General features: G+C 64.3%; 22 protein-coding genes. 19 read left to right on the forward strand and 3 right to left on the reverse strand.

Features of this window, described 5'->3' with window-relative positions:
- Nucleotides 1–148: 148 nt before the first annotated feature.
- Together ACFO60_RS33260 and cutA are read left to right on the forward strand one after the other, a co-directional pair.
- Nucleotides 149–3,046 carry an NACHT domain-containing protein gene (locus ACFO60_RS33260; RefSeq protein ID WP_380848656.1) on the forward strand — a complete coding sequence of 966 codons (2,898 nt, stop codon included), beginning with the start codon at nucleotides 149–151 and terminating at the stop codon, nucleotides 3,044–3,046.
- A 77-nt stretch (nucleotides 3,047–3,123) separates the two neighbouring features.
- On the forward strand, nucleotides 3,124–3,459 hold the full coding sequence (gene cutA / locus ACFO60_RS33265) for a divalent-cation tolerance protein CutA (RefSeq protein WP_380848659.1): 336 nt from the start codon (nucleotides 3,124–3,126) through the stop codon (nucleotides 3,457–3,459).
- Here the strand turns inward: cutA and ACFO60_RS33270 are convergent.
- Nucleotides 3,422–4,858, reverse strand: a complete 1,437-nt coding sequence (locus ACFO60_RS33270) for a helix-turn-helix domain-containing protein (protein WP_380848662.1) — start codon at nucleotides 4,856–4,858, stop codon at nucleotides 3,422–3,424. The two genes, cutA and ACFO60_RS33270, sit on opposite strands and share 38 nt — an antisense overlap.
- 1,140 nt (nucleotides 4,859–5,998) lie before the next feature.
- On the opposite strand from ACFO60_RS33270, the gene ACFO60_RS33275 reads away from it, so the two are divergent.
- The 7 genes from ACFO60_RS33275 (at nucleotide 5,999) to ACFO60_RS33305 (ending at nucleotide 10,635) form a co-directional block, all read left to right on the forward strand.
- Nucleotides 5,999–6,178 carry a hypothetical protein gene (locus tag ACFO60_RS33275; RefSeq protein WP_380848665.1) on the forward strand — a complete coding sequence of 60 codons (180 nt, stop codon included), beginning with the start codon at nucleotides 5,999–6,001 and terminating at the stop codon, nucleotides 6,176–6,178.
- Nucleotides 6,179–6,404: 226 nt separating this feature from the next.
- Nucleotides 6,405–6,593, forward strand: a complete 189-nt coding sequence (locus ACFO60_RS33280) for a hypothetical protein (protein ID WP_380848668.1) — start codon at nucleotides 6,405–6,407, stop codon at nucleotides 6,591–6,593.
- 31 nt (nucleotides 6,594–6,624) lie between these two features.
- Nucleotides 6,625–6,969: a hypothetical protein gene (locus ACFO60_RS33285; protein WP_380848671.1), complete on the forward strand. Its 345-nt coding sequence runs from the start codon at nucleotides 6,625–6,627 to the stop codon at nucleotides 6,967–6,969.
- Complete coding sequence (locus ACFO60_RS33290; protein WP_380848674.1) at nucleotides 6,966–8,786, forward strand: cell division protein FtsK; 1,821 nt, start codon at nucleotides 6,966–6,968, stop codon at nucleotides 8,784–8,786. Before ACFO60_RS33285 ends, ACFO60_RS33290 begins: the two co-directional genes overlap by 4 nt.
- Before the next feature lie 161 nt (nucleotides 8,787–8,947).
- Nucleotides 8,948–9,118 carry a helix-turn-helix domain-containing protein gene (locus ACFO60_RS33295; RefSeq protein ID WP_380848677.1) on the forward strand — a complete coding sequence of 57 codons (171 nt, stop codon included), beginning with the start codon at nucleotides 8,948–8,950 and terminating at the stop codon, nucleotides 9,116–9,118.
- 135 nt (nucleotides 9,119–9,253) lie between these two features.
- Nucleotides 9,254–9,403 carry a CopG family ribbon-helix-helix protein gene (locus tag ACFO60_RS33300; RefSeq protein WP_380848680.1) on the forward strand — a complete coding sequence of 50 codons (150 nt, stop codon included), beginning with the start codon at nucleotides 9,254–9,256 and terminating at the stop codon, nucleotides 9,401–9,403.
- Nucleotides 9,404–9,498: 95 nt separating this feature from the next.
- On the forward strand, nucleotides 9,499–10,635 hold the full coding sequence (locus ACFO60_RS33305) for a site-specific integrase (protein ID WP_380848683.1): 1,137 nt from the start codon (nucleotides 9,499–9,501) through the stop codon (nucleotides 10,633–10,635).
- Nucleotides 10,636–10,808: 173 nt separating this feature from the next.
- Here the strand turns inward: ACFO60_RS33305 and ACFO60_RS33310 are convergent, their stop codons facing one another.
- Nucleotides 10,809–11,102, reverse strand: a complete 294-nt coding sequence (locus ACFO60_RS33310; RefSeq protein WP_380848686.1) for a hypothetical protein — start codon at nucleotides 11,100–11,102, stop codon at nucleotides 10,809–10,811.
- Between the two features lie 192 nt (nucleotides 11,103–11,294).
- Here ACFO60_RS33310 and ACFO60_RS33315 point away from each other — a divergent pair, with 192 nt between their 5' ends.
- The 8 genes from ACFO60_RS33315 (at nucleotide 11,295) to ACFO60_RS33350 (ending at nucleotide 16,046) form a co-directional block, all read left to right on the forward strand.
- On the forward strand, nucleotides 11,295–11,591 hold the full coding sequence (locus ACFO60_RS33315) for a hypothetical protein (RefSeq protein ID WP_380848689.1): 297 nt from the start codon (nucleotides 11,295–11,297) through the stop codon (nucleotides 11,589–11,591).
- The gene (locus ACFO60_RS33320; protein WP_380848692.1) at nucleotides 11,588–11,875 is read left to right on the forward strand and encodes a hypothetical protein; all 288 of its coding nucleotides are present in this window, start codon (nucleotides 11,588–11,590) and stop codon (nucleotides 11,873–11,875) included. Before ACFO60_RS33315 ends, ACFO60_RS33320 begins: the two co-directional genes overlap by 4 nt.
- Complete coding sequence (locus ACFO60_RS33325) at nucleotides 11,872–12,210, forward strand: hypothetical protein (protein ID WP_380848695.1); 339 nt, start codon at nucleotides 11,872–11,874, stop codon at nucleotides 12,208–12,210. Before ACFO60_RS33320 ends, ACFO60_RS33325 begins: the two co-directional genes overlap by 4 nt.
- Nucleotides 12,207–12,575: a hypothetical protein gene (locus ACFO60_RS33330; RefSeq protein ID WP_380848698.1), complete on the forward strand. Its 369-nt coding sequence runs from the start codon at nucleotides 12,207–12,209 to the stop codon at nucleotides 12,573–12,575. Before ACFO60_RS33325 ends, ACFO60_RS33330 begins: the two co-directional genes overlap by 4 nt.
- Nucleotides 12,572–12,892 (forward strand): BTB/POZ domain-containing protein, encoded by a 321-nt coding sequence (locus tag ACFO60_RS33335; protein ID WP_380848701.1) that lies wholly within the window; start codon nucleotides 12,572–12,574, stop codon nucleotides 12,890–12,892. The genes ACFO60_RS33330 and ACFO60_RS33335 overlap by 4 nt, the downstream gene beginning before the upstream one ends.
- Nucleotides 12,889–13,311, forward strand: a complete 423-nt coding sequence (locus ACFO60_RS33340; protein WP_380848704.1) for a hypothetical protein — start codon at nucleotides 12,889–12,891, stop codon at nucleotides 13,309–13,311. Before ACFO60_RS33335 ends, ACFO60_RS33340 begins: the two co-directional genes overlap by 4 nt.
- On the forward strand, nucleotides 13,308–14,096 hold the full coding sequence (locus tag ACFO60_RS33345) for a hypothetical protein (RefSeq protein WP_380848707.1): 789 nt from the start codon (nucleotides 13,308–13,310) through the stop codon (nucleotides 14,094–14,096). The genes ACFO60_RS33340 and ACFO60_RS33345 overlap by 4 nt, the downstream gene beginning before the upstream one ends.
- 72 nt (nucleotides 14,097–14,168) lie before the next feature.
- Complete coding sequence (locus tag ACFO60_RS33350) at nucleotides 14,169–16,046, forward strand: P-loop NTPase family protein (protein ID WP_380848710.1); 1,878 nt, start codon at nucleotides 14,169–14,171, stop codon at nucleotides 16,044–16,046.
- Between the two features lie 288 nt (nucleotides 16,047–16,334).
- Here ACFO60_RS33350 and ACFO60_RS33355 read toward each other — a convergent pair whose 3' ends face one another.
- Nucleotides 16,335–16,583 carry a GntR family transcriptional regulator gene (locus ACFO60_RS33355; RefSeq protein WP_380848713.1) on the reverse strand — a complete coding sequence of 83 codons (249 nt, stop codon included), beginning with the start codon at nucleotides 16,581–16,583 and terminating at the stop codon, nucleotides 16,335–16,337.
- A 157-nt stretch (nucleotides 16,584–16,740) separates the two neighbouring features.
- On the opposite strand from ACFO60_RS33355, the gene ACFO60_RS33360 reads away from it, so the two are divergent.
- Nucleotides 16,741–16,920 carry a hypothetical protein gene (locus ACFO60_RS33360; protein WP_380848716.1) on the forward strand — a complete coding sequence of 60 codons (180 nt, stop codon included), beginning with the start codon at nucleotides 16,741–16,743 and terminating at the stop codon, nucleotides 16,918–16,920.
- Entirely contained in the window at nucleotides 16,911–17,189 is a 279-nt protein-coding gene (locus tag ACFO60_RS33365; RefSeq protein ID WP_380848719.1) for a hypothetical protein, read from the forward strand. Before ACFO60_RS33360 ends, ACFO60_RS33365 begins: the two co-directional genes overlap by 10 nt.
- The last annotated feature ends 1 nt before the right edge of the window (nucleotide 17,190 follow it).

A 17,190-nucleotide genomic window follows, 5' to 3' on the forward strand; every position in this document is an offset into this window, starting at 1 on the left:
CGATACTTGTAGCCCAGCAGGGCAAGCACCATGCCAAGGAGAAGTACATGACTCACAACCGTTCCCCTGAAATAGAAGTCGATGTTTTATAGCCGAGAAAAGCTTAAACTGCTATAATTCGACCCCATGCAGACCCAAGGAGAGAATTATGCCCATCGGTGAATCGCTGATAACAAAGGCGTTGGGAGATCTTGCCATGGGAAGCCTGCGCACCATCTCCCACATTGAGCCCGATGGAGCAACAGACATTCCTGATATCTGGTCCGTCACGATAAACGATCTTTCGGGCGAGATCACTGGGATACTCACGAACCGCCAGGCCGAGGATGTCGCGAATTTCCTTTCAAGCTTCCAAGTTCGTAACATCTTCCAGGCTCACTTTCTGTGCCGACTTTCCGCCACCGACAAGAAAACCTTGACATCCATCATCGGCAATCTTCGGGAAACATTTATAGCTTCGGCGGATCATTGGTGCGCAGACAGCGAAACGCCATGGAATAGCCATGCAACCGACTTCTGGGAAAATATAGATAGTTATCTGGAGTCCGCACTTCCAGCGCAGCGGGTTCTACAAGCCCTAAGTCCAGCAGAACTACATGAATTCCGTAACCAAATCGGCGGAGATCCAGCGACAGCTAAAACTCGCAAAGGGATCCCCCGGTTTTTGCGACATTTAGTAGAGATGTCGCTAGACCTGGATCGTTTGATTGCAATCAAAGACAACGTGGCCGATATCCGCCGGCATATCACCGAGCACTACAGCCAGATTCGCCTTGAACACTCCCAGCAAGATTTTCGCATCCAGATTGACAAGCTATACATAGATCGCGATCTTACCGATCCACTGACAAAAAACATAATAAGCAGTTCTGCAATTTTTAGAAATCAGCGTAAGGCAAGGCTAGTCGTTACCGGAGATCCAGGGGTAGGTAAGAGCACGTTCACCGAGTACCTAATTCGCCAATTAGCCGAAGGCACCTCCGACACCTGGACAACTCCTCTTATAATTCACTGTCGAGAGTACGCGTCGCGAGGCACAACCAGTATCATCGACCTACTACGGGACAAGATCAGTAACACCTTACACTTGAGGTTTTCCGAGAACGAAATCGAGGATATCCTCACGCTAGGCCGAGGCTTCATAATTGTCGATGGTGTAGATGAGATACTAGACCTTGGTCGCCGCCGTTCTTTAGTGCGGTCCATAGAGACTCTCACTAAAAGATTTCCACTATGCTCCGTAATCGCTACGACAAGAAATATCGGCTACTCGCAAGCACAGTTTGACTCGGCGCTATTCACGCGATACGAGCTTCGGTCATTCACTAACAGACAAGTTCGCGAGTACGCGACACGATGGTTCACGCTCACAAAACGCTCCGATTCGGAGCTGTCCAAATTCCTCATCGAGCTAGAGTCGATTCCGGATCTTCGCCGCAATCCATTGATGCTTTCTCTGCTCTGCATCTTATATAAGGCTCGTGGATACATCCCGCGAAACCGACGGCAGATATACTCGCAATGCGCGGATCTGCTTTTCAATCGCTGGGACTCTATGAGACATATCGAACAACCTTATGATCACCAGCACTACGGTGACGAACTGATGCAGGAGATCGCGAGCTGGTTCTACAAGAGTCAGGCCGCACAGGCTGGATTGGAAGAGCAGCAGATCAGGAAAGTCATAGCAACCTTCCTCGTTGACACTGCCGCAGTACCTGAACTAGCAGCAGAAAAACGTGCTGGCGCTTTTCTCGACTTCTGCGCAGATCGGGCCTGGCTGCTTGGAACAGCAGGAGTAAATGACCGTGACCAAAGAATATTCGTGTTTACACACCGGACCTTCATGGAATTCTTTGCCGCGGAATCTCTGGTCAGAAACTCCGAAATCGCGAATATCACTTCGGAGGTCGCAAGAATATTTGATCGCGACTCCAGCTCAGTTTTACCAGATCTTATCGTGCAGTCGGCAGAAGTTCACCGCAGGGGTGGTGCAAGACAGATAATCGACGGACTACTTGAGCGAGGCAAGACCCTTGGAAAGAAAAGCCACGCTCGTTACCTCCCTCTGTGCCTAAGAATCATCAATCTGTCTCCAGTGAGCCCGCGACTCATGGATGACGTCTTCTCTCGCACACTAACTGAGTGGTCGGTGACGTCTCCCCACGCATCTTTTGATTCCACGATCGCAGTCCTCAATCTATATCGCGATCCACGAGCAAGGTTTATGAATATGTTGGACGCTAGCATCAGTTGCATGACCGATAAGGCATGCCCAGATGCGCATCCGCATCCTTTTGAGGAATTCATAGCGCGCTGGGCCAACGTCTGCATGGCGGACCTTGCTGTCGAATACGAGGCGGAATGGGCAGAGTACGTAGATTCAGCAATCCAACGCACGATTCCTCATCTAATCGCATCCTCGGATAAAACCCTCACTCACTACCTGATCGAAGCCGGCTACATCGCACCGCCCAAGACTGGCGTAACCTCTCTGGGGACCCTTGCATTCGATAAGTCCGTGGCTGGGTATTCGTTCAGGAGCCTGGAGAGGATTCTCAGAGGGGTCGGAAATAACTACGATGATCATATTGTGGGCGACCTCGGATCATTAGCCGATCAGGGAGCATCCTTCCGTGCGTCGTTAGCCCTCATGCTGGACACCGTAACCCGTGACCGAACGTCGCAACTGCCCTCCAACTGGATAACCGACACGGGCACCACTCCGCAGTCTGCAGCATGCAGAAATATACTCCTGTGGATCTGTTGCGCCACCTACGAGGCATATGGCCATCGCAACAGCTTTCACGACTCCATCGAAGCCTTCATGGGGATACAATTCGAGCAATTGTTCGATACGCGCGAAAACAACATAGACAAGAGGTCTCGTCGATATGGCCTGGAGGTAGCACCGACCAAAAGGTCTGGAGCTCAGATTTTAACGGCCACAGATATAAAGGAGCTGAGTAAAACTTTCCCATCATGGCTCCCTCGCTGGTGCAGGGGCACCTATAACTTGATCTACCAGGAGCCTGGACAGGATTAACGTCTTCACCGACCATCCTTGATTCACGCCGATTGAGTTCGATACTCATATCCGCGCTAGCAATGAAGCGGAGAGTCATGATCACTTACCTGCAAATATCGACGACTGTCCCCAGTGAGGATATGGCCAGCAGGTTGGCTCGCAGCATTACGGAAAACAGGCTGGCCGCGTGTGTACAGATCGTCGGCCCGATAAGGTCGATCTACTGGTGGCAGGGCAACCTAGAGAACTCGCAAGAATGGCTACTGCAAATAAAGGCGACTCTTAGCCTGTTCCCTGCACTGGAGAAGCATATCAAGGCGAATCATAGCTACGAGACGCCTGAGATCATTGCGACTGAGATTGTCACCGGCAACGCTGAATATCTTGCATGGATTAGCGCTGAGACGAAGAGAAGTGGCGCTTCGTCATAGCTAGGTCTTCCATGAAGGCTCGGACTATTGGTTGGGTCTGCCAGCGTCTCAAGGACTCGGCGAGGACTTCGAATCTTGGGAGCCAGAGGGCGTATTCGGTTTCTCTGACTGCGGCGAGGCCGTCTCTTGCGAGTTTGGCGGCTGCGTCGATGGAGCCTTGGACGAGGTGGGCTGTGGCCATGTCGGCGAGGATGATGGCGGCTCGCTTGCGCTCGACTTGAGGGAGTCGAGCGATGACGGCGTGTGCCATCTCTTCGGCCTCGTTGAGTCTTCCCATGCGTGAGTAGGTCGCGATGCGGAAGGAGTCGAAGCGGTCTTGGTCGAGGAAGCGGGTCCAGACGCGGTCTTCTTCGGGGTCGGAGATGCTGAAGGCTTCTTCGGCGCGTGCCCAGGAGTGGACGGCGCTCTCTTTGTCACCGAGGGCCGCGCTCTCCTCCGCGTGCCGCGCGGCGAGCCATGACATCGTCCCCGGGGATGATGACGGGGGAAGTACCTCTAACGCGCTCGCCAGCAGCGCTCTCGCTCGCCCGTGGGAGCCTTTGGCGCTGGGGATGTAGCTGCGGTAGGCGTAGGCGCACGCGATGATGCTGGGATCGTTGGCCTCTTTGGCGGCGCGCTCCGCAGTGGTGTAGAAGTTGCGCGCGGTCGTTGGGCTTCCCATGTCGCTGGCGATCCAGCCGGCCAGGACGCTGCTCTCCGCTGCTACGACGATCAGGCGTTGCCTCAGCTCGTCCTTGGGGTCAGTGGCCGTGCCGTTGAGGATCGTCCCTACCTCTCTGAGGTGGAGGGCGAGACCCTTGTAGATGCTGTTCGCGGGCATGATTTCTTCGAGGCGATGGAAGCCGGCGGACCGTGCCTCCATCTCGCGGACCACGGCTTCGTCCAGGGCGGACGGCTTGGTCAGGGCGTAGGAGAGCCGTTCCCATACCTCGTTCTGGGCGAGTGTTGTGGTGGCACCAAGTCGCGCGATCATGCCGAGCAGTTCACGGCGTTTCAACGCGTCACCCCGCTTCCCGACTTCTTCCGCTAGGAGCTGCAAGTCGAATGTGTCTGTGGCGATCTGACCTTCGCCGCTGATCACTTGAGTACCTCCTGCACCAGTGCTGTCACTCATCGGAGAAAGCCCCAGATGGTGACGCAGGTGTGCAGGCATACCCAAGCCATCAGCGAACGCCTCAAATGTAGACTTTGCGGTCGGGATGCGCTTGCCCGTCTTGTACTCGCTAATACGTCCCTGAGTGATTCCGGTCAGGCTGGCGATCTGTCCTTGAGTGATCCCGAACTTGGCGAGGATGCGGATGATGCCCCCGACATCGCGCCGCCGGCACACATCGTCCATGTCTTGACGTGCGAAAACGGCATCGAGGATGTCTCTGATGCTGCGCTGGTCCATTGCCATGGCGCGCGTTCCGCTCCTCTGGTCATTCGCCTACTTGGAAGTTCGGTACCGCTAAGTCCATCACACCGTGAGATATCACGGCGAGATTAGCTGAAGGCCCTTTGCTTGGAAACCTCTCCTCAAGGCAAGACGCAGGTCAGAGCCAGAGGAGGAGGCCAAAGGGGCATATCTCCGCGAATGAGGTAACGCGCAAGGAAATCAATGATCGCGACCCGTAGAGGCCGGCTAGTGGCCTCGAAGCATGGAGACGCGAAGAGATGATCAAGAAGCCCAAAGACGACTCTCCCGTCGCCCTGGCCGCATCACGCTTGTCCCAAGCTCTGGAGAGTCACGGGATCATCGCTGATGTCCATCCCGGCGAGAGAGTGGCTGCGCTCTCCGTCCGGTGTGGCCTGGTGGTGTGGTGTGAGCACGGATCTGACGGACCACACTTCCGCTGGTGGACCGGACGCTGTTCGCAGAGCACGGGGCGAAGGGTCTACGCCTTCTCCCCGATCGCTCTCCCAGACTCAGCGGCGCAGCGCATCGCCCTCCTCTACTGGGAGATGGTGCGGGACCAGTGGCTCCCGGCCGCTGTGCCAGACCAACCGGAAGTCAACTCACGAATTCCAGGGCAGCGGATGAGCGCAGACGGCGGGTCCGGCGATGGTTGAACCCCAGATCATGTGGGTGCAGTCACCGAAGATCCTCGCGTTTAGACACGGCATGGTCGGTGGGGTTCGCGCCTTCACCTTGGACGTGGTCTCCCGGCCGATGGAACTGCACTGCAAGTTGCCCGGCCCAAAGGGGTCACAGCCGATCGAACGGCTGCCCTCGGAGGAAGCCGCCCACAAGCGGGCGCGTGAGAAGGTCCGCGAGTTCCTAGAACTGTTCCATCAGAGACAACCGCCACCCTCGGCGTAAGCCCTTTCCGGCATGTGATCTCCGAAGCCGCCCCCGGCGGAGCCAGAGCGTTCACCCGCTCCTTCCCTGGCTCTTCCGGGGGCTTTTCGCGTCTGATCAGCCCGCCCACCTGCGGGTTATCTCACCGCATGATCTGTTCGATCTCACCGCAGAATCTCACCTCGTGATGGGTGCACCCCTTCCGCCGAACCTACCTTCGCTTCGCAAGGTTCCGACGGCGAAAAGGAAGTGATCCCCATGGCGTACCTGACCATCCTGCTTGCTGCCCTCGGCCTCGCTGTGGCCGGCCTGGTCTGGTTCCTCACGATGTCCGCGAGCATCCGCCGGGCGGACCGGCACATGAGCCTGTCAGGTGCGCCCCGTACCTCCATCGACGGCGCGACGCGTCGCCTCGTCGGCGTCCACGTCCGCCGCTGACCGCAGCACCGCCCTACTCCTGCGACATGAGGAGGTGAACAAGTTGCGCATCCCCCATCTGTTCGACCGCCGCTGCCCCTGCGGCGCGCTCACCGACCCAGGCACAGCCCGGTGTCGAAAGTGCCGCGCCCGTGCCCGGTGGCACCGCCGAAAGGCATATCACGACGGCATCTGACCTGAAGGAACGCCGACTGCCCAAGACGCGACGAGAGGAGGTGAGGTCCCTATGACGGTGTCGATTCCCCTGGTGGCGCTCCTGGGCGCGGTCGTGTTCATCGCCTGGCGCTACCTGGGCTTGCGACTCTGGCAGGCCGTCACGTGTCTGCTGTTCGGCTTCTTCCTGGCCGCTACCGCCGTCGCCCCCGACATCCGGCGCGCGGTGAGCGCCGTCCTGAGCTGGCTCACCAGTTCCTGACCCTGTCCCCGACCCAAGGAGTTGATGCCTAGTGGCCCACACTCATCCATATCCCGAACCAGCGCTTCAGGAGGTCATCGACCGCAACCGCACCGCCCGACAGCTCATCACCGCCTTCTCCTCCACGACCCTGACCCTTGCCGACATCTGGCAGCACGTCACCACCGCACTGGACGACACGCTCACCCTCGCAGCACAGATCACCAGCCTTCACGCCGAACTCTCCCGAGTCCACCGGCAGCGCGCCGACATAATCGCCGCAGCTCGCGCCACCCTGGCCGCTCACCACGACGGCGAAGCCGACCCGCTCTTCTACCTGCGAGACGAACTCACGGCACAACACGCCGACGAGGCCAGGCGAGGTGAGGGCGGATGACGAGGCACCGGCACTCTCGACACCGGTTGCGCCGCAACGCCCGCCGCATACGGCGCGACGGCATCGAACCGATGATGATCCTGTCCGATGACCTGGAGTTCGCGCCCATCGTCCTGGTGACCCTCGGCCAGGCGATGTGGCGCTATCGCTCCGAACTCGCGCCGCTCAGCATGACCTTTCTGATCTTGACGGGTGGGGCGATCCTTCACGCGGCATACGCCACATGGTGGCCAACAGTGCTCATCGTCACTGCGCTGACCTCGTGGGCGCTCGCGTTCTTCGGCCGATGGGTCAACCTCACCCGCCCTGCGGAACGCGGCTACGCCGCGGTGACCGTGATGCTCGCCGGGGGATGGACCGCAGCCGCGACAGCCGTAGGGCCGTTCACCGTGCCACTCCCTCATGTGCTCGCCATGGGAGCCTTCGTCGCCGGCCTCCCATGGTGGGCACACCGCCGCCGCCGTGCTCGCGTACGCGTGGAACGCACGCTCGCCGCCTGGCCGGAGATCTCTCAGGCCGTCGGCCTGGCCGGTTCACGCATCCAATCAGCGGTCGTAGACCTGTGGGGCTACCGCGCCCGGGTAGCGCTGGCACGCGGGCAGACGGTGGAAGACGTCGTGTCCAAACTCCCCGCGCTTGAGTCGGCTCTCGGCACGCGGCGTGGAGCCGCACGCGTCCAACCGGTGCCCGAACGCGCCAACCGCATGGAACTGCGGGTCATCGAGACCGACCCGCACGCCGACGCGATCGCCTGGCCCGGTCCCTCCGTCAGCTCCATCACCCAACCCGTCAAGCTGGGGCTATTCGAGGACGGAAGCCCGGTGCGGGTGTCCCTGCTACGACGTCACGCCCTGGTGGGTGGCGTGGCCGGCGCCGGAAAGAGCGGCGGGGTCAACGTCATCCTCGCCGACCTGTCCGCCTGCCCGGACGTCGTCATCTGGGGCATCGACCTCAAACGCGGGATGGAACTCCTCCCGTGGGCATCCTGCCTGGACCGCCTGGCCACCACCGCCCAGGAGGCCCAAGCGCTGCTGCGCGACGCCGTAGCCGTCCTAGACGGTCGCGCGGATCTGCTGGCCCAGCAGGGGCAACGGGTCTGGCAGCCACGCTCCGACGCGCCCGCCCTGGTCATCCTCGTCGACGAGTACGCCGAACTCGTCGACGAGGCACCCGAAGCCGTCAGGCACGCCGACTCCATCGCCCGTCGCGGGCGCGCCGTCGCGGTCACCCTCGTAGCCGCGACACAACGCCCCTCCCAGAAGGCCATGGGGCACGGCGCGGTGCGCTCACAGATGGACGTACGCATCTCCTTCCGCGTACGGGAACGGCGAGACGTGGACCTCATCCTCGGACAAGGCATGCTCAAGGGCGGCTGGCACTCCCACACCCTCAACGCCCCCGGCAAGTTCCTCGTCAGCGCACCGGAACACGACATCCCTCGCCGTGCCCGTACCTTCCTGCTCGCCGACGACGCCGTTCAGCGCACCGCTGTCCGGCACGCCTCCAACCGTCCGCCACTCGATGACATCTCCGTCGCCGCCCTCGAAACGGCCCCCATGGAAGCCGATAGAGACGCATCCAGCGAGAGTTCATCGGCTGTCCCGTGCGAGGTACGTCAGGCAGCGTCACAGGACGCAGAGAACACGCTGTGGGCGGCTCTCCGCGACGCTCCCACAGAAGGACTCTCGATCGATGACCTGATGCGACGCACCGGCATGGGCCGCTCATGGGTCTACTACCGCCTGCAAGAACACGCCCACTCCGGACGCGCCGCGCAAGTCAGCCGGGGACGCTGGCGCGCACTGCCAGACAGCTAACAGTCGGTAATCGTCCACGTCCACGTCCACGCGCGCGCCTGCACGTAAAGGGACGCACAGCCGTCCATGGACGAACGCGTGGACGATCACGCATGGTGACGACGGAGGTGATCACCACAGGGATTCCACGCCCGATGGGCGTGAGCGAAGGGGGTGAGCCCTTGCAGGCATACACAGTCGAGCAGGTCGCCGAGATGCTGCACGTAGGCCGCGACAAGGTCTACTTCCTCCTCAGGACCAGGCAGCTTCGCAGCATCAAGATCGGGAAGCTGAGGAGGATCACCGACCAGCATCTAGCCGAGTTCATCGCCGCTCTCGAAGAGGCCAACTGATACCGCACTGCACTGCACTGCAGTGCGGTGCAACGCATCGTGCTACGCTGCCCTACGTCAGGACTGGACAGACGCCCCGACCGTCCGCCTGAGCAGCGACACGGACAAGCATCAGCCGCATCAAGAGAGAACGGCATGGCCACCGAGAACTACAGCTTGAGACTCGACCCCGAACGTCGGGACAAGCTCCAGAAGATCGCCAAACGGCAAGATCGGGACATGGCCTACATCATCCGTAAGGCCATCGACGAGTACATCGAACAGCACGAGCACGACGCCGAGTGACGACAAGGCCCTGATCACCACGAGTCCGGTGGTACGCCTCGACAGCGGATCAGGGCACGCAAGATCAGCCCCATACCCAGAAGGGAGGTAATCACATGAAGATCATCATCGGGAAGTACGAAGCCTCCATCTACCCGGAAGGAGATGGGTTCACCGGAGCCATCAGTCTGGGCTTCGACGCCAAGGGCAAACGCCTGCGGGTCAAGCGCAAGGGCAAGACCAAGGCCCAGGTCAGGGACAAGCTGCGCGAAGCTGTCGCGGACCTGGAAGCGGGCATCAAGACGGAGTCCAAGTACTCCGTAGAGGACGCGGTCAACGACTTCCTAGAGAAGGGACTCAAAGGAAAGGCGAAGAGCACCATCGACAACTACCGGTCGCTGGCGAGCAAGCACCTGATCCCCCAGGTCGGGGGCATCAAGCTCAAGGAATTGACGGCGGACCACTTGGACGAGTGGATGGACGAACGCGCAGAGGAACTGTCCACGCGCTCACTGCGCCTGATCCATCAGATTCTTGAGCGGGCGATCCGGCAGGCTCAGGCCCGCGACAGGGTCAGACGGAACGTGGCGAGTCTGATCATCATCCCCGAAGGGCAGGAGGGACACCCCTCGCGCGCCATGACCTTGGAGCAGGCGGTCACGCTACTTGAAGCCGTGGAGACCACCAAGGACTTCCGTCTCTCGGCGTACGTGGTGGTGTCTCTGCTGGCCGGCATCCGGACGGAAGAGGCACGAGCGCTCACCTGGGCGGACGTCGATCTCAAGGCGGGTACGGTCGCGGTCTACCGCTCCGTACGCGCCAAGGGCGATACCAAGACGAAGAAGTCCAGGCGAGTGCTGAAGCTGCCCAGAAGGGCTGTCCAGGCTCTCAAGGCCCACCACAAGTACCAGGCAGCCGAACGGCTCAAGGCCGGAGAGGAGTGGCAGGATCACGATCTCGTCTTCTGCCGGGAAGACGGGACGGCTCTCGACAGGTGGCATGTCCGCCGCGAGTTCCAGAAGATCACGAAGCTTGCCGGACTCGGCGAGGAGTGGAGTCCGCGCGAACTCCGCCACAGCTTCGTGTCGATTCTCAGTGCGCACGATGTCCCCGTGGAGGACATCAGTGATCTCGTGGGCCACGTCAGCACGCACGTGACGGAGACGGTCTACCGCCACGAGATCAGGCCGGCGCTCACCAAGGGTGCGCAGGCCATGGACAAGATCCTCAAGAAGAAGAGCCGGTCCGCCTGACCGATTGGCTCCCCGTTTGGCTCCCGAAGATCGGAAAAGGGGCTCCGGAGGAACTCCGAAACCCCTACGACCAGCTAGAACTGGTCGGGACGACAGGATTTGAACCTGCGACCCCTTGACCCCCAGTGGAATGAACGGTCTCCGCGTAGGGGGTCCGGCTCCGTAACGCCTGCTCAGGGTCCCTCTTGCTCGTTTTGTTCCGTCTCGGTCCGCTCAGTCTGTGAGATCGGCGTGAGACGGTCGCCATCCTTCAGCCGTCCAGTCTCACGCGCCCAATCCAAGATGTCGGCGAGCCACCACCAGTCGCGACCGGAGATCTTCCCGGCCGGCTCTGGAAACTTCGTCACCGTGACCCACTCCTTCGCCGAACGCCGGCGCCACGTCACAACGGTGTTCTCGGACACCCCGAGCTGCTCGGCGATGCCATCAATACCGACAGGGGTCCATGGGTGCGTAGGGCGCGTCATGGCGGCCAGTGTAGATGCTGGATACGCGAATGTCTGTAACCGACGACTGTAGAAAATAGGCGGATGTCCATGGTTGACGGGTGAACGCCTGAGGCATACAGTCGGGACGTACCAAGCAAGCGGGCCCGCCAGGTGCTGGTAACACCGGACGGGCCCTTGATCACCGTCCTGCTAGTACCAGGAGGCGACCCAATGGGTCATCTTTCCATGCCCGCGCCCAGTGCGAGCGCTCGCACCTGCAAGCCGTGGTGTGTTCACCACGACGCCGAGATCGGCCTGTGCTTCGGCGAGGACATCGCCGTCCCTGGCGACACCTACGCCGAGCCGTTGAGCGTCGGGCTCAGCTACGAGCCGGGCGTCGGAACGGTCATCGCCATCGCCGACACCTACCTGCCGCTGGCCGAGGCCAAGGGGTTCGCCCTGGCCCTGTTCCGGCAGATCGAGAAGGCGCAGGCCACCGAGCCGCGCCCCCTGGCGGTGATCGCGTGAGCACCATCGAGCACGTGTTCGAGATCGGCCTGCGCGCCGGGTCGTCCGTCACCATCGAGCTTGCGCAGCTGCACGGCTGGGACTCGGCCGAGGCCGGGGTGACCCGGGATGTCAACGCCTCGCTCACCGTGGCCGAGCAGGAGATCCTCTTCGACGCGGTTCAGCGGATCGTCGCGCTGCGGCTTCCCCCGAACGACCTCTCTTCGCTGCCCGGTCTGGTGCATGCCGCCGCCGAGCAGTGCCGCACCCCCGAGTGCCAGGTGTGCCGCGGAGGTGCCTCGTGACCCTCACCGAGATCCGCTACCAGCGGCCCACGCTCGCCCAGATCGAGCGGGAGCGAGAGCGGTACATCGAGGCCGCCCGCTCTGCCGCCGGCGGGCCGGGGTGCGCGCCCTGGTGCGCGCACCACATCCCCTACGAGGACATGCCGGACTCGTGCTACTCCGACCCTCGTGGCGTCTACGCCGAGGGCCCCTACCTGGTCGACGAGCACAACGAGGTGGGGCGCCGCGTGTGGTGGCAGGGGATGGAGAACGCCACGCCCGAGCAGGCCGAGGCCTTCGCCCGGCAGATCCTGACCCTGGTCGAGCTGGCCCGCACGGACGGGGGCGCGGCATGAGCGAGCAGAGCTGCCCCCCCTGGTGCACCTTCGCCGGGCGTGAGCACCCCGGCGGGTACGAGCATCACTCCGCGTTCGGGGCCCTGCTGTCCGACGAGCACGGCCGGGAGGTGTACGTGGGTGTCCAGCAGGTCAAGGCGCCGGCGGGCGGCGAGACCGGGTTCTTCCCGGCGCGGTGGCTGCCCCCGGCGGTGATCGTGCACACCTTCGAGGGAGACGACCCGACCGCGTGCGCCGACCTCACGCCGGCTGCGGCGCTCACCCTCGGCCAGGCAATTCTCGTCGAGAACGCTGACTCGCAGTTCGGCCGGGCGCTGGTCGAGATGGCGGGGCTGCTCGCCCCGGCGAAGGTGGTGGCGCAGTGAGCTACCCGCCTTCCCCCTGCCCGTCCTGGTGCAAGCAGCGGCACGCCGAGCCCGACATGGCGCACGCCCGCGACCTCGGCACGGCCGGCCCCGGCCTGGACTTCGTGCTCGCCGCCTCCCTGATCGGGGACGCCGAGCGGGACTTCCTGCGGCTGTACGTCCACGACGAGACCGGAGACCGGTTCTACGACCTCGCCGACGACATCGCCGAGCATCTGGGCCGGGCGCTGCGCGAGTTCCCGGTGAAGGACCTGCGGCACCTGGGCGGCATGCTCGCCCATGGTGGCCGCCTGCTCAGAGAGGAGGAGGGCCGATGAGCGACGACACGCCCAGCGTCGCCGGGCTGCCCCTGGAGCCGTCCGGCCCGCCGGAGTGGTACGTCCTGCCGCCCGGCTTCGCCTACGTCGATGACTTCGCCTTCCCCGACGCCGGCACGGTGGGCGTGAGCCTGCTGCGCGGCCTGGCCACGGGCCGACTCTTCGTGGAGATCCAGCACGGCGAGCGCGGGGAGCACTTCCTGCGCATCCCCCTCGACCTCGAGCCTACGCTGCGCTCGTTCGGTGAGATCGCCGCGGCGGGACAGCCGGACGGGCACCTGCGGCCGCGTACCTCGAGCCCGCGGGAGATGGCCGAGGGCGCGGCCGCGCGGCGGTTGCTGCCCTCCTGGACCGATACCCCCGAGGAGATGCGCGCATGGGCGGCGGCCCGCGGCGTGGAACTGGAGGCCGGCCGGTGACGCGTCGTTGGCCGCTGCTGCTGCTCGCTCTCCCGGCCGGGGTCGCCACTTGGTCGGGATGGGTCGGGCTCGGCGAGCTCACCGGGTTCGGCCCGGTCAAGCCGCTGCCGGGCATCGCCGACCTGACGATCAACACGGCGGTCACGCTGCCGATCGGGGTCGAGGCGTACGCGGCCTACGCCCTGCACGCGTGGCTGTCGGACGGCGAGGTGTCGCCAGCGACGCGGGCGTTCGCCAAGTGGTCGGCGCTGGGGTCGCTGCTGCTGGGCATGCTCGGCCAGGTCGGCTACCACCTGCTGGCGACCTCTGGGCAGTCCTCGGCGCCCTGGCAGGTGACCACCGTCGTGTCATGCCTGCCGGTGCTGGTGCTCGGCATGGGGGCGGCGCTAGGGCATATGCTCGCCCGCGACGGGCGGGGCGTACCTGACGCCGAGGCCGCCGTACCCGAGCCCGTACCTGTCGTACCTGACGACGTACCGGATGTACCTGAGCGGGTGCCGCTGCTGGCCGGCCTGCCGGTGCTCGGCCCCGTCGAGGGCTTCCCCCGCCCGGTGCTGGCCGCGGGCGATGCGCCGCGGCGGACCGTGGTCAGCGAGCGCGTACCCGGGCCGCGCGACGTACCTGAGGACGTACCCGAGATGTACCTCAAGGCCGTCGAGCACTTCGCCGACGACCTCGACCAGGGGCGCATCCCGCCGTACCGGCGGATCAAGGATGAACTGCACATCGGCCAGGACAAAGCGCAGGAGGTACGGGCGTACCTGGCCGCGCGTACCCGTACCTGAGATGTACCCGCCCCCGGGCTACCTGCCAAGACACCCCGGGGGCGGTCTCCCTACGAAAGGAGAGATCCCAGCATGACGCAGATCGCCGAGGGACACGAGGGCACCCTGTTGCCCTTTCCCGAGCGCGTACCCGAGCTGCCCGGGTACGTACCTGACCCGGTTCCCGAGGGGGAGGGATTCCGGGTACGCCTGGCCCGGTTCGCCCAAGGGGTCAAGCACCGCCGGCACCTGCTCAAGTACGCCGTCAAGGCCACGTACCTGACGGTGAGCGCGCCCGTCGTGGGGACCGCGCGCCTGGCGGGTACGGGGTGGCGGTGGATCCGCGCCGACGACTACGGCTCGGCCCGCGGCGACTCGCCCGCGTTCGTCGAGGCGGTGCGTACCCGGCGGCGCAGGCAGGCGTGGATGATCGCCGGGCCGTACCTGGGCGTCACCGCCGGGGCGTGGCTGCTGTGGGACGGCGCGGCGCCGGTGCTGTCGCTGAGCCTGGTGCTGGGCACCGGTACGGCGGTAGAGGTCAAGCGCCGGCTTGCCGACCGTACGACGCCGCTGCGGTTCCCGGGCCTGGGCAAGAAGACGCCGGCGGACAACGCGGTGGTGCGCGCGGCCATCTCGGCCAAGCTGGCGACCGGCAGCGTCGAGGAGATGCGCCTTGCCTCGCCGGTCATCACCGAGGCGAGCGGCTGGTCGACGGTGCTGCAGTTGCCGCCGGGGCAGCGGGCCCGCAAGGCGATCGGCAAGGAGGCCGACTTCGCCTCGGCGCTGGGCGTCGGCGAGACGCAGGTGGTGTTCGACCTGCTGCCTGAGCACGCCGGCCGCCTGGCGGTGTACGTGGCCAAGGCCGACCCGTTCCTGAAGATCTACCCCTCGCCGCTGATCGGCCGTACCGACCCGATGGACTTTTGGGCGGGCATCCCCGCCGGGGTCAACGGCCGCGGCAAGCCGGAGACGCTGCGGCTGGTCGACGCCTCGCTACTGGTCGCCGGGGAGCCGCGGGCCGGCAAGTCCGCCGCGGTGAACGGCATCATCGGTTGCGCCGCCCTGGCCGTCACCCCGCGCATCCACCTGTGGGACGGCAAGGGCGCCGGCGACCACCGGCCGTGGCGGAAGATCGCCCACACCGCCGAGAAGCGCAACGCTTCCGGCCTGCTCGCCCACCTCAAGCGGATGCAGGCACAGATGGAACGCGTGTTCGACATGCTCGACGAGGCGGGCGGCTCGGCCAAGCTCACCCCGGCGTTGTGCCGTCAGCTCGGCGTGGACATCGAGCTCACCGTGGTCGACGAGACTCGCTACTACGTCACCAGCCCGCAGGGCGAGGAGATCGTGGACGCCATGGTCGACATCGCCTCCCGCGGGCCGGCGGCCGGGGTGCTGCTGGTGCTGGCCTCGCAGCGGATGACCACCGACGCGATCCCTGGACCGCTCAAGGGCGTGTGCTCGCTGCGCTGGGCGATGCGCTGCCCGGACTCCACCGCCTCCAACGCGGTCCTCGGCCAGGGCGCGGTCGGGCGCGGATTCGACGCCTCGGAGATCCCCCGGCGCACCCACCGCGGCGTGGGCATCCTGGACGCCGACGGCTCCGAGCCGGTCAAGCTGCGCTCCTACTTCCTCGACGACTCCGGGCCCGACCTGACCGACATCGCCGAGGCGGCCTACGTGCTGCGCCAGGCGGCCGGCACGCTCCCCGCGGGACCGGCACCGGTCGACCAGGTCGACGACGCCCCGGTGCGCGATGTGCTCGCCGCGATGGGCGAGGCCGAGCGAATGCACACCGCCGAGCTCGTCGCCCGCCTCGCCGAACGCCAGCCGTCGATGGGGTGGGACGCCTCCAAGCTCGCCGCGGTGCTGCGGCCGTACGGGGTCACTCCGGGCGACTTGAAGGTGGGCGGGATCAACAAGAACGGCTACAGGCGGGAGGATCTGCTGGCCGCTCTGGGCGGCTTCTGAGGGTCTACCGGCGAGGTCTACCCGGGGTCTACCGGCCGCGAGGGGTCTACCCGGGGTAGACCCGCCCTGACGTGCGCGGTAGACCCCGGTAGACCTCTGAACGAACACCCCGCCGCACACCCTTCACGAGGGGGTACACGCTGGTGCGTACCCTTCGCCCAGGGGTACGCAGTGAGCCCGTACCCCGCGCCCTCGCCGAGGTCGTCCGCGGCCATGGACACCCTTTTCCGGTGGTCGCCGAAAAAGGTCGTTCGTCCCATTTCCCGGATCCGGGAAGACGTAGCAGCCCTACCCCTCGGCGGGCGGGGTGGCCTTCACGAACAGACCGCGGCCCGGCGCCGTCTCCAGCAGCCCCTCGCCCTTGAGCACGTCGAGCGCCTTTTTGATCGTGTTCCGCGAGATGTCGAACTCGGCCTCGAGCTCGTGGTGCGACGGGATCCGCCGGCCGACCGGGATGTCACCAGAGGCGATGCGCTCGCGCAGAATGTCGGCGAGCTGCTGGTAGGGCGCCCTCAGCCCGTCGCGATCAATGGTCACAGCGGGACGTTAGGTGGCCTGAGCAGGCCAAAGATAGTCAGGCCCAACCCTGGCCAGCCCTGGCCAACCAGACGTACGGTGGTTACCCCCTGAAAGCACGGGGCCCGCCGGCGCGGCACACGCCTACGGGCCCCATCGCACGTGAGAGGTGCGACCTATGGGCCATGGTAAGCCGGACATTCCGGAGTTCCGAGACGTACGCCAAGACGACGACGGCACCTGGAGGGCCGTACACGTCGACTCCGGCCGGGAAGCGGTCGCCGACACCCGGGCCGACCTCGAGCTGCGAGCGCTGGTCATCCGCGTCACCGAGGGATTCAAGCGGGCGTGGCCGTGACCGGCTGCTGGCATTGCATGCTGCGGGATATCACCCTGTCGTGGCAGCCGTCGCTGACCTACCCTGACGCGTTCGCCGGGTACGTGCATCGCCGCGCCAAGGTGGCCGGGGTGTTCCGCCGGTCAGGGAAGCGGTGGGAGGGCAAGCTGTTCCTGACCCTCGGCGACGACATGCCGTCCCGGTCGTTCAACTCCCGCGCGGACGCCGAGCAGTGGTGCACCGAGCAGGTGCGGCTGTGGTTCGCCCAACTCGACCACGACGAGCCCTGAG

Source organism: Sphaerisporangium dianthi (genome assembly GCF_042654065.1).
Classification (GTDB): Bacteria; Actinomycetota; Actinomycetes; order Streptosporangiales; family Streptosporangiaceae; genus Sphaerisporangium; species Sphaerisporangium dianthi.

Excerpts from the sequence above, each read along its gene's own strand:
- ACFO60_RS33260 (WP_380848656.1), top strand. The coding sequence starts at position 149 with ATGCCCATCGGTGAATCGCTGATAACAAAGGCGTTGGGAGATCTTGCC.
- cutA (WP_380848659.1), top strand. The coding sequence starts at position 3,124 with ATGATCACTTACCTGCAAATATCGACGACTGTCCCCAGTGAGGATATG.
- ACFO60_RS33270 (WP_380848662.1), bottom strand. The coding sequence starts at position 4,858 with ATGGCAATGGACCAGCGCAGCATCAGAGACATCCTCGATGCCGTTTTC.
- ACFO60_RS33275 (WP_380848665.1), top strand. The coding sequence starts at position 5,999 with ATGGCGTACCTGACCATCCTGCTTGCTGCCCTCGGCCTCGCTGTGGCC.
- ACFO60_RS33280 (WP_380848668.1), top strand. The coding sequence starts at position 6,405 with ATGACGGTGTCGATTCCCCTGGTGGCGCTCCTGGGCGCGGTCGTGTTC.
- ACFO60_RS33290 (WP_380848674.1), top strand. The coding sequence starts at position 6,966 with ATGACGAGGCACCGGCACTCTCGACACCGGTTGCGCCGCAACGCCCGC.
- ACFO60_RS33300 (WP_380848680.1), top strand. The coding sequence starts at position 9,254 with ATGGCCACCGAGAACTACAGCTTGAGACTCGACCCCGAACGTCGGGAC.
- ACFO60_RS33305 (WP_380848683.1), top strand. The coding sequence starts at position 9,499 with ATGAAGATCATCATCGGGAAGTACGAAGCCTCCATCTACCCGGAAGGA.
- ACFO60_RS33310 (WP_380848686.1), bottom strand. The coding sequence starts at position 11,102 with ATGACGCGCCCTACGCACCCATGGACCCCTGTCGGTATTGATGGCATC.
- ACFO60_RS33315 (WP_380848689.1), top strand. The coding sequence starts at position 11,295 with ATGGGTCATCTTTCCATGCCCGCGCCCAGTGCGAGCGCTCGCACCTGC.
- ACFO60_RS33330 (WP_380848698.1), top strand. The coding sequence starts at position 12,207 with ATGAGCGAGCAGAGCTGCCCCCCCTGGTGCACCTTCGCCGGGCGTGAG.
- ACFO60_RS33340 (WP_380848704.1), top strand. The coding sequence starts at position 12,889 with ATGAGCGACGACACGCCCAGCGTCGCCGGGCTGCCCCTGGAGCCGTCC.
- ACFO60_RS33350 (WP_380848710.1), top strand. The coding sequence starts at position 14,169 with ATGACGCAGATCGCCGAGGGACACGAGGGCACCCTGTTGCCCTTTCCC.
- ACFO60_RS33360 (WP_380848716.1), top strand. The coding sequence starts at position 16,741 with ATGGGCCATGGTAAGCCGGACATTCCGGAGTTCCGAGACGTACGCCAA.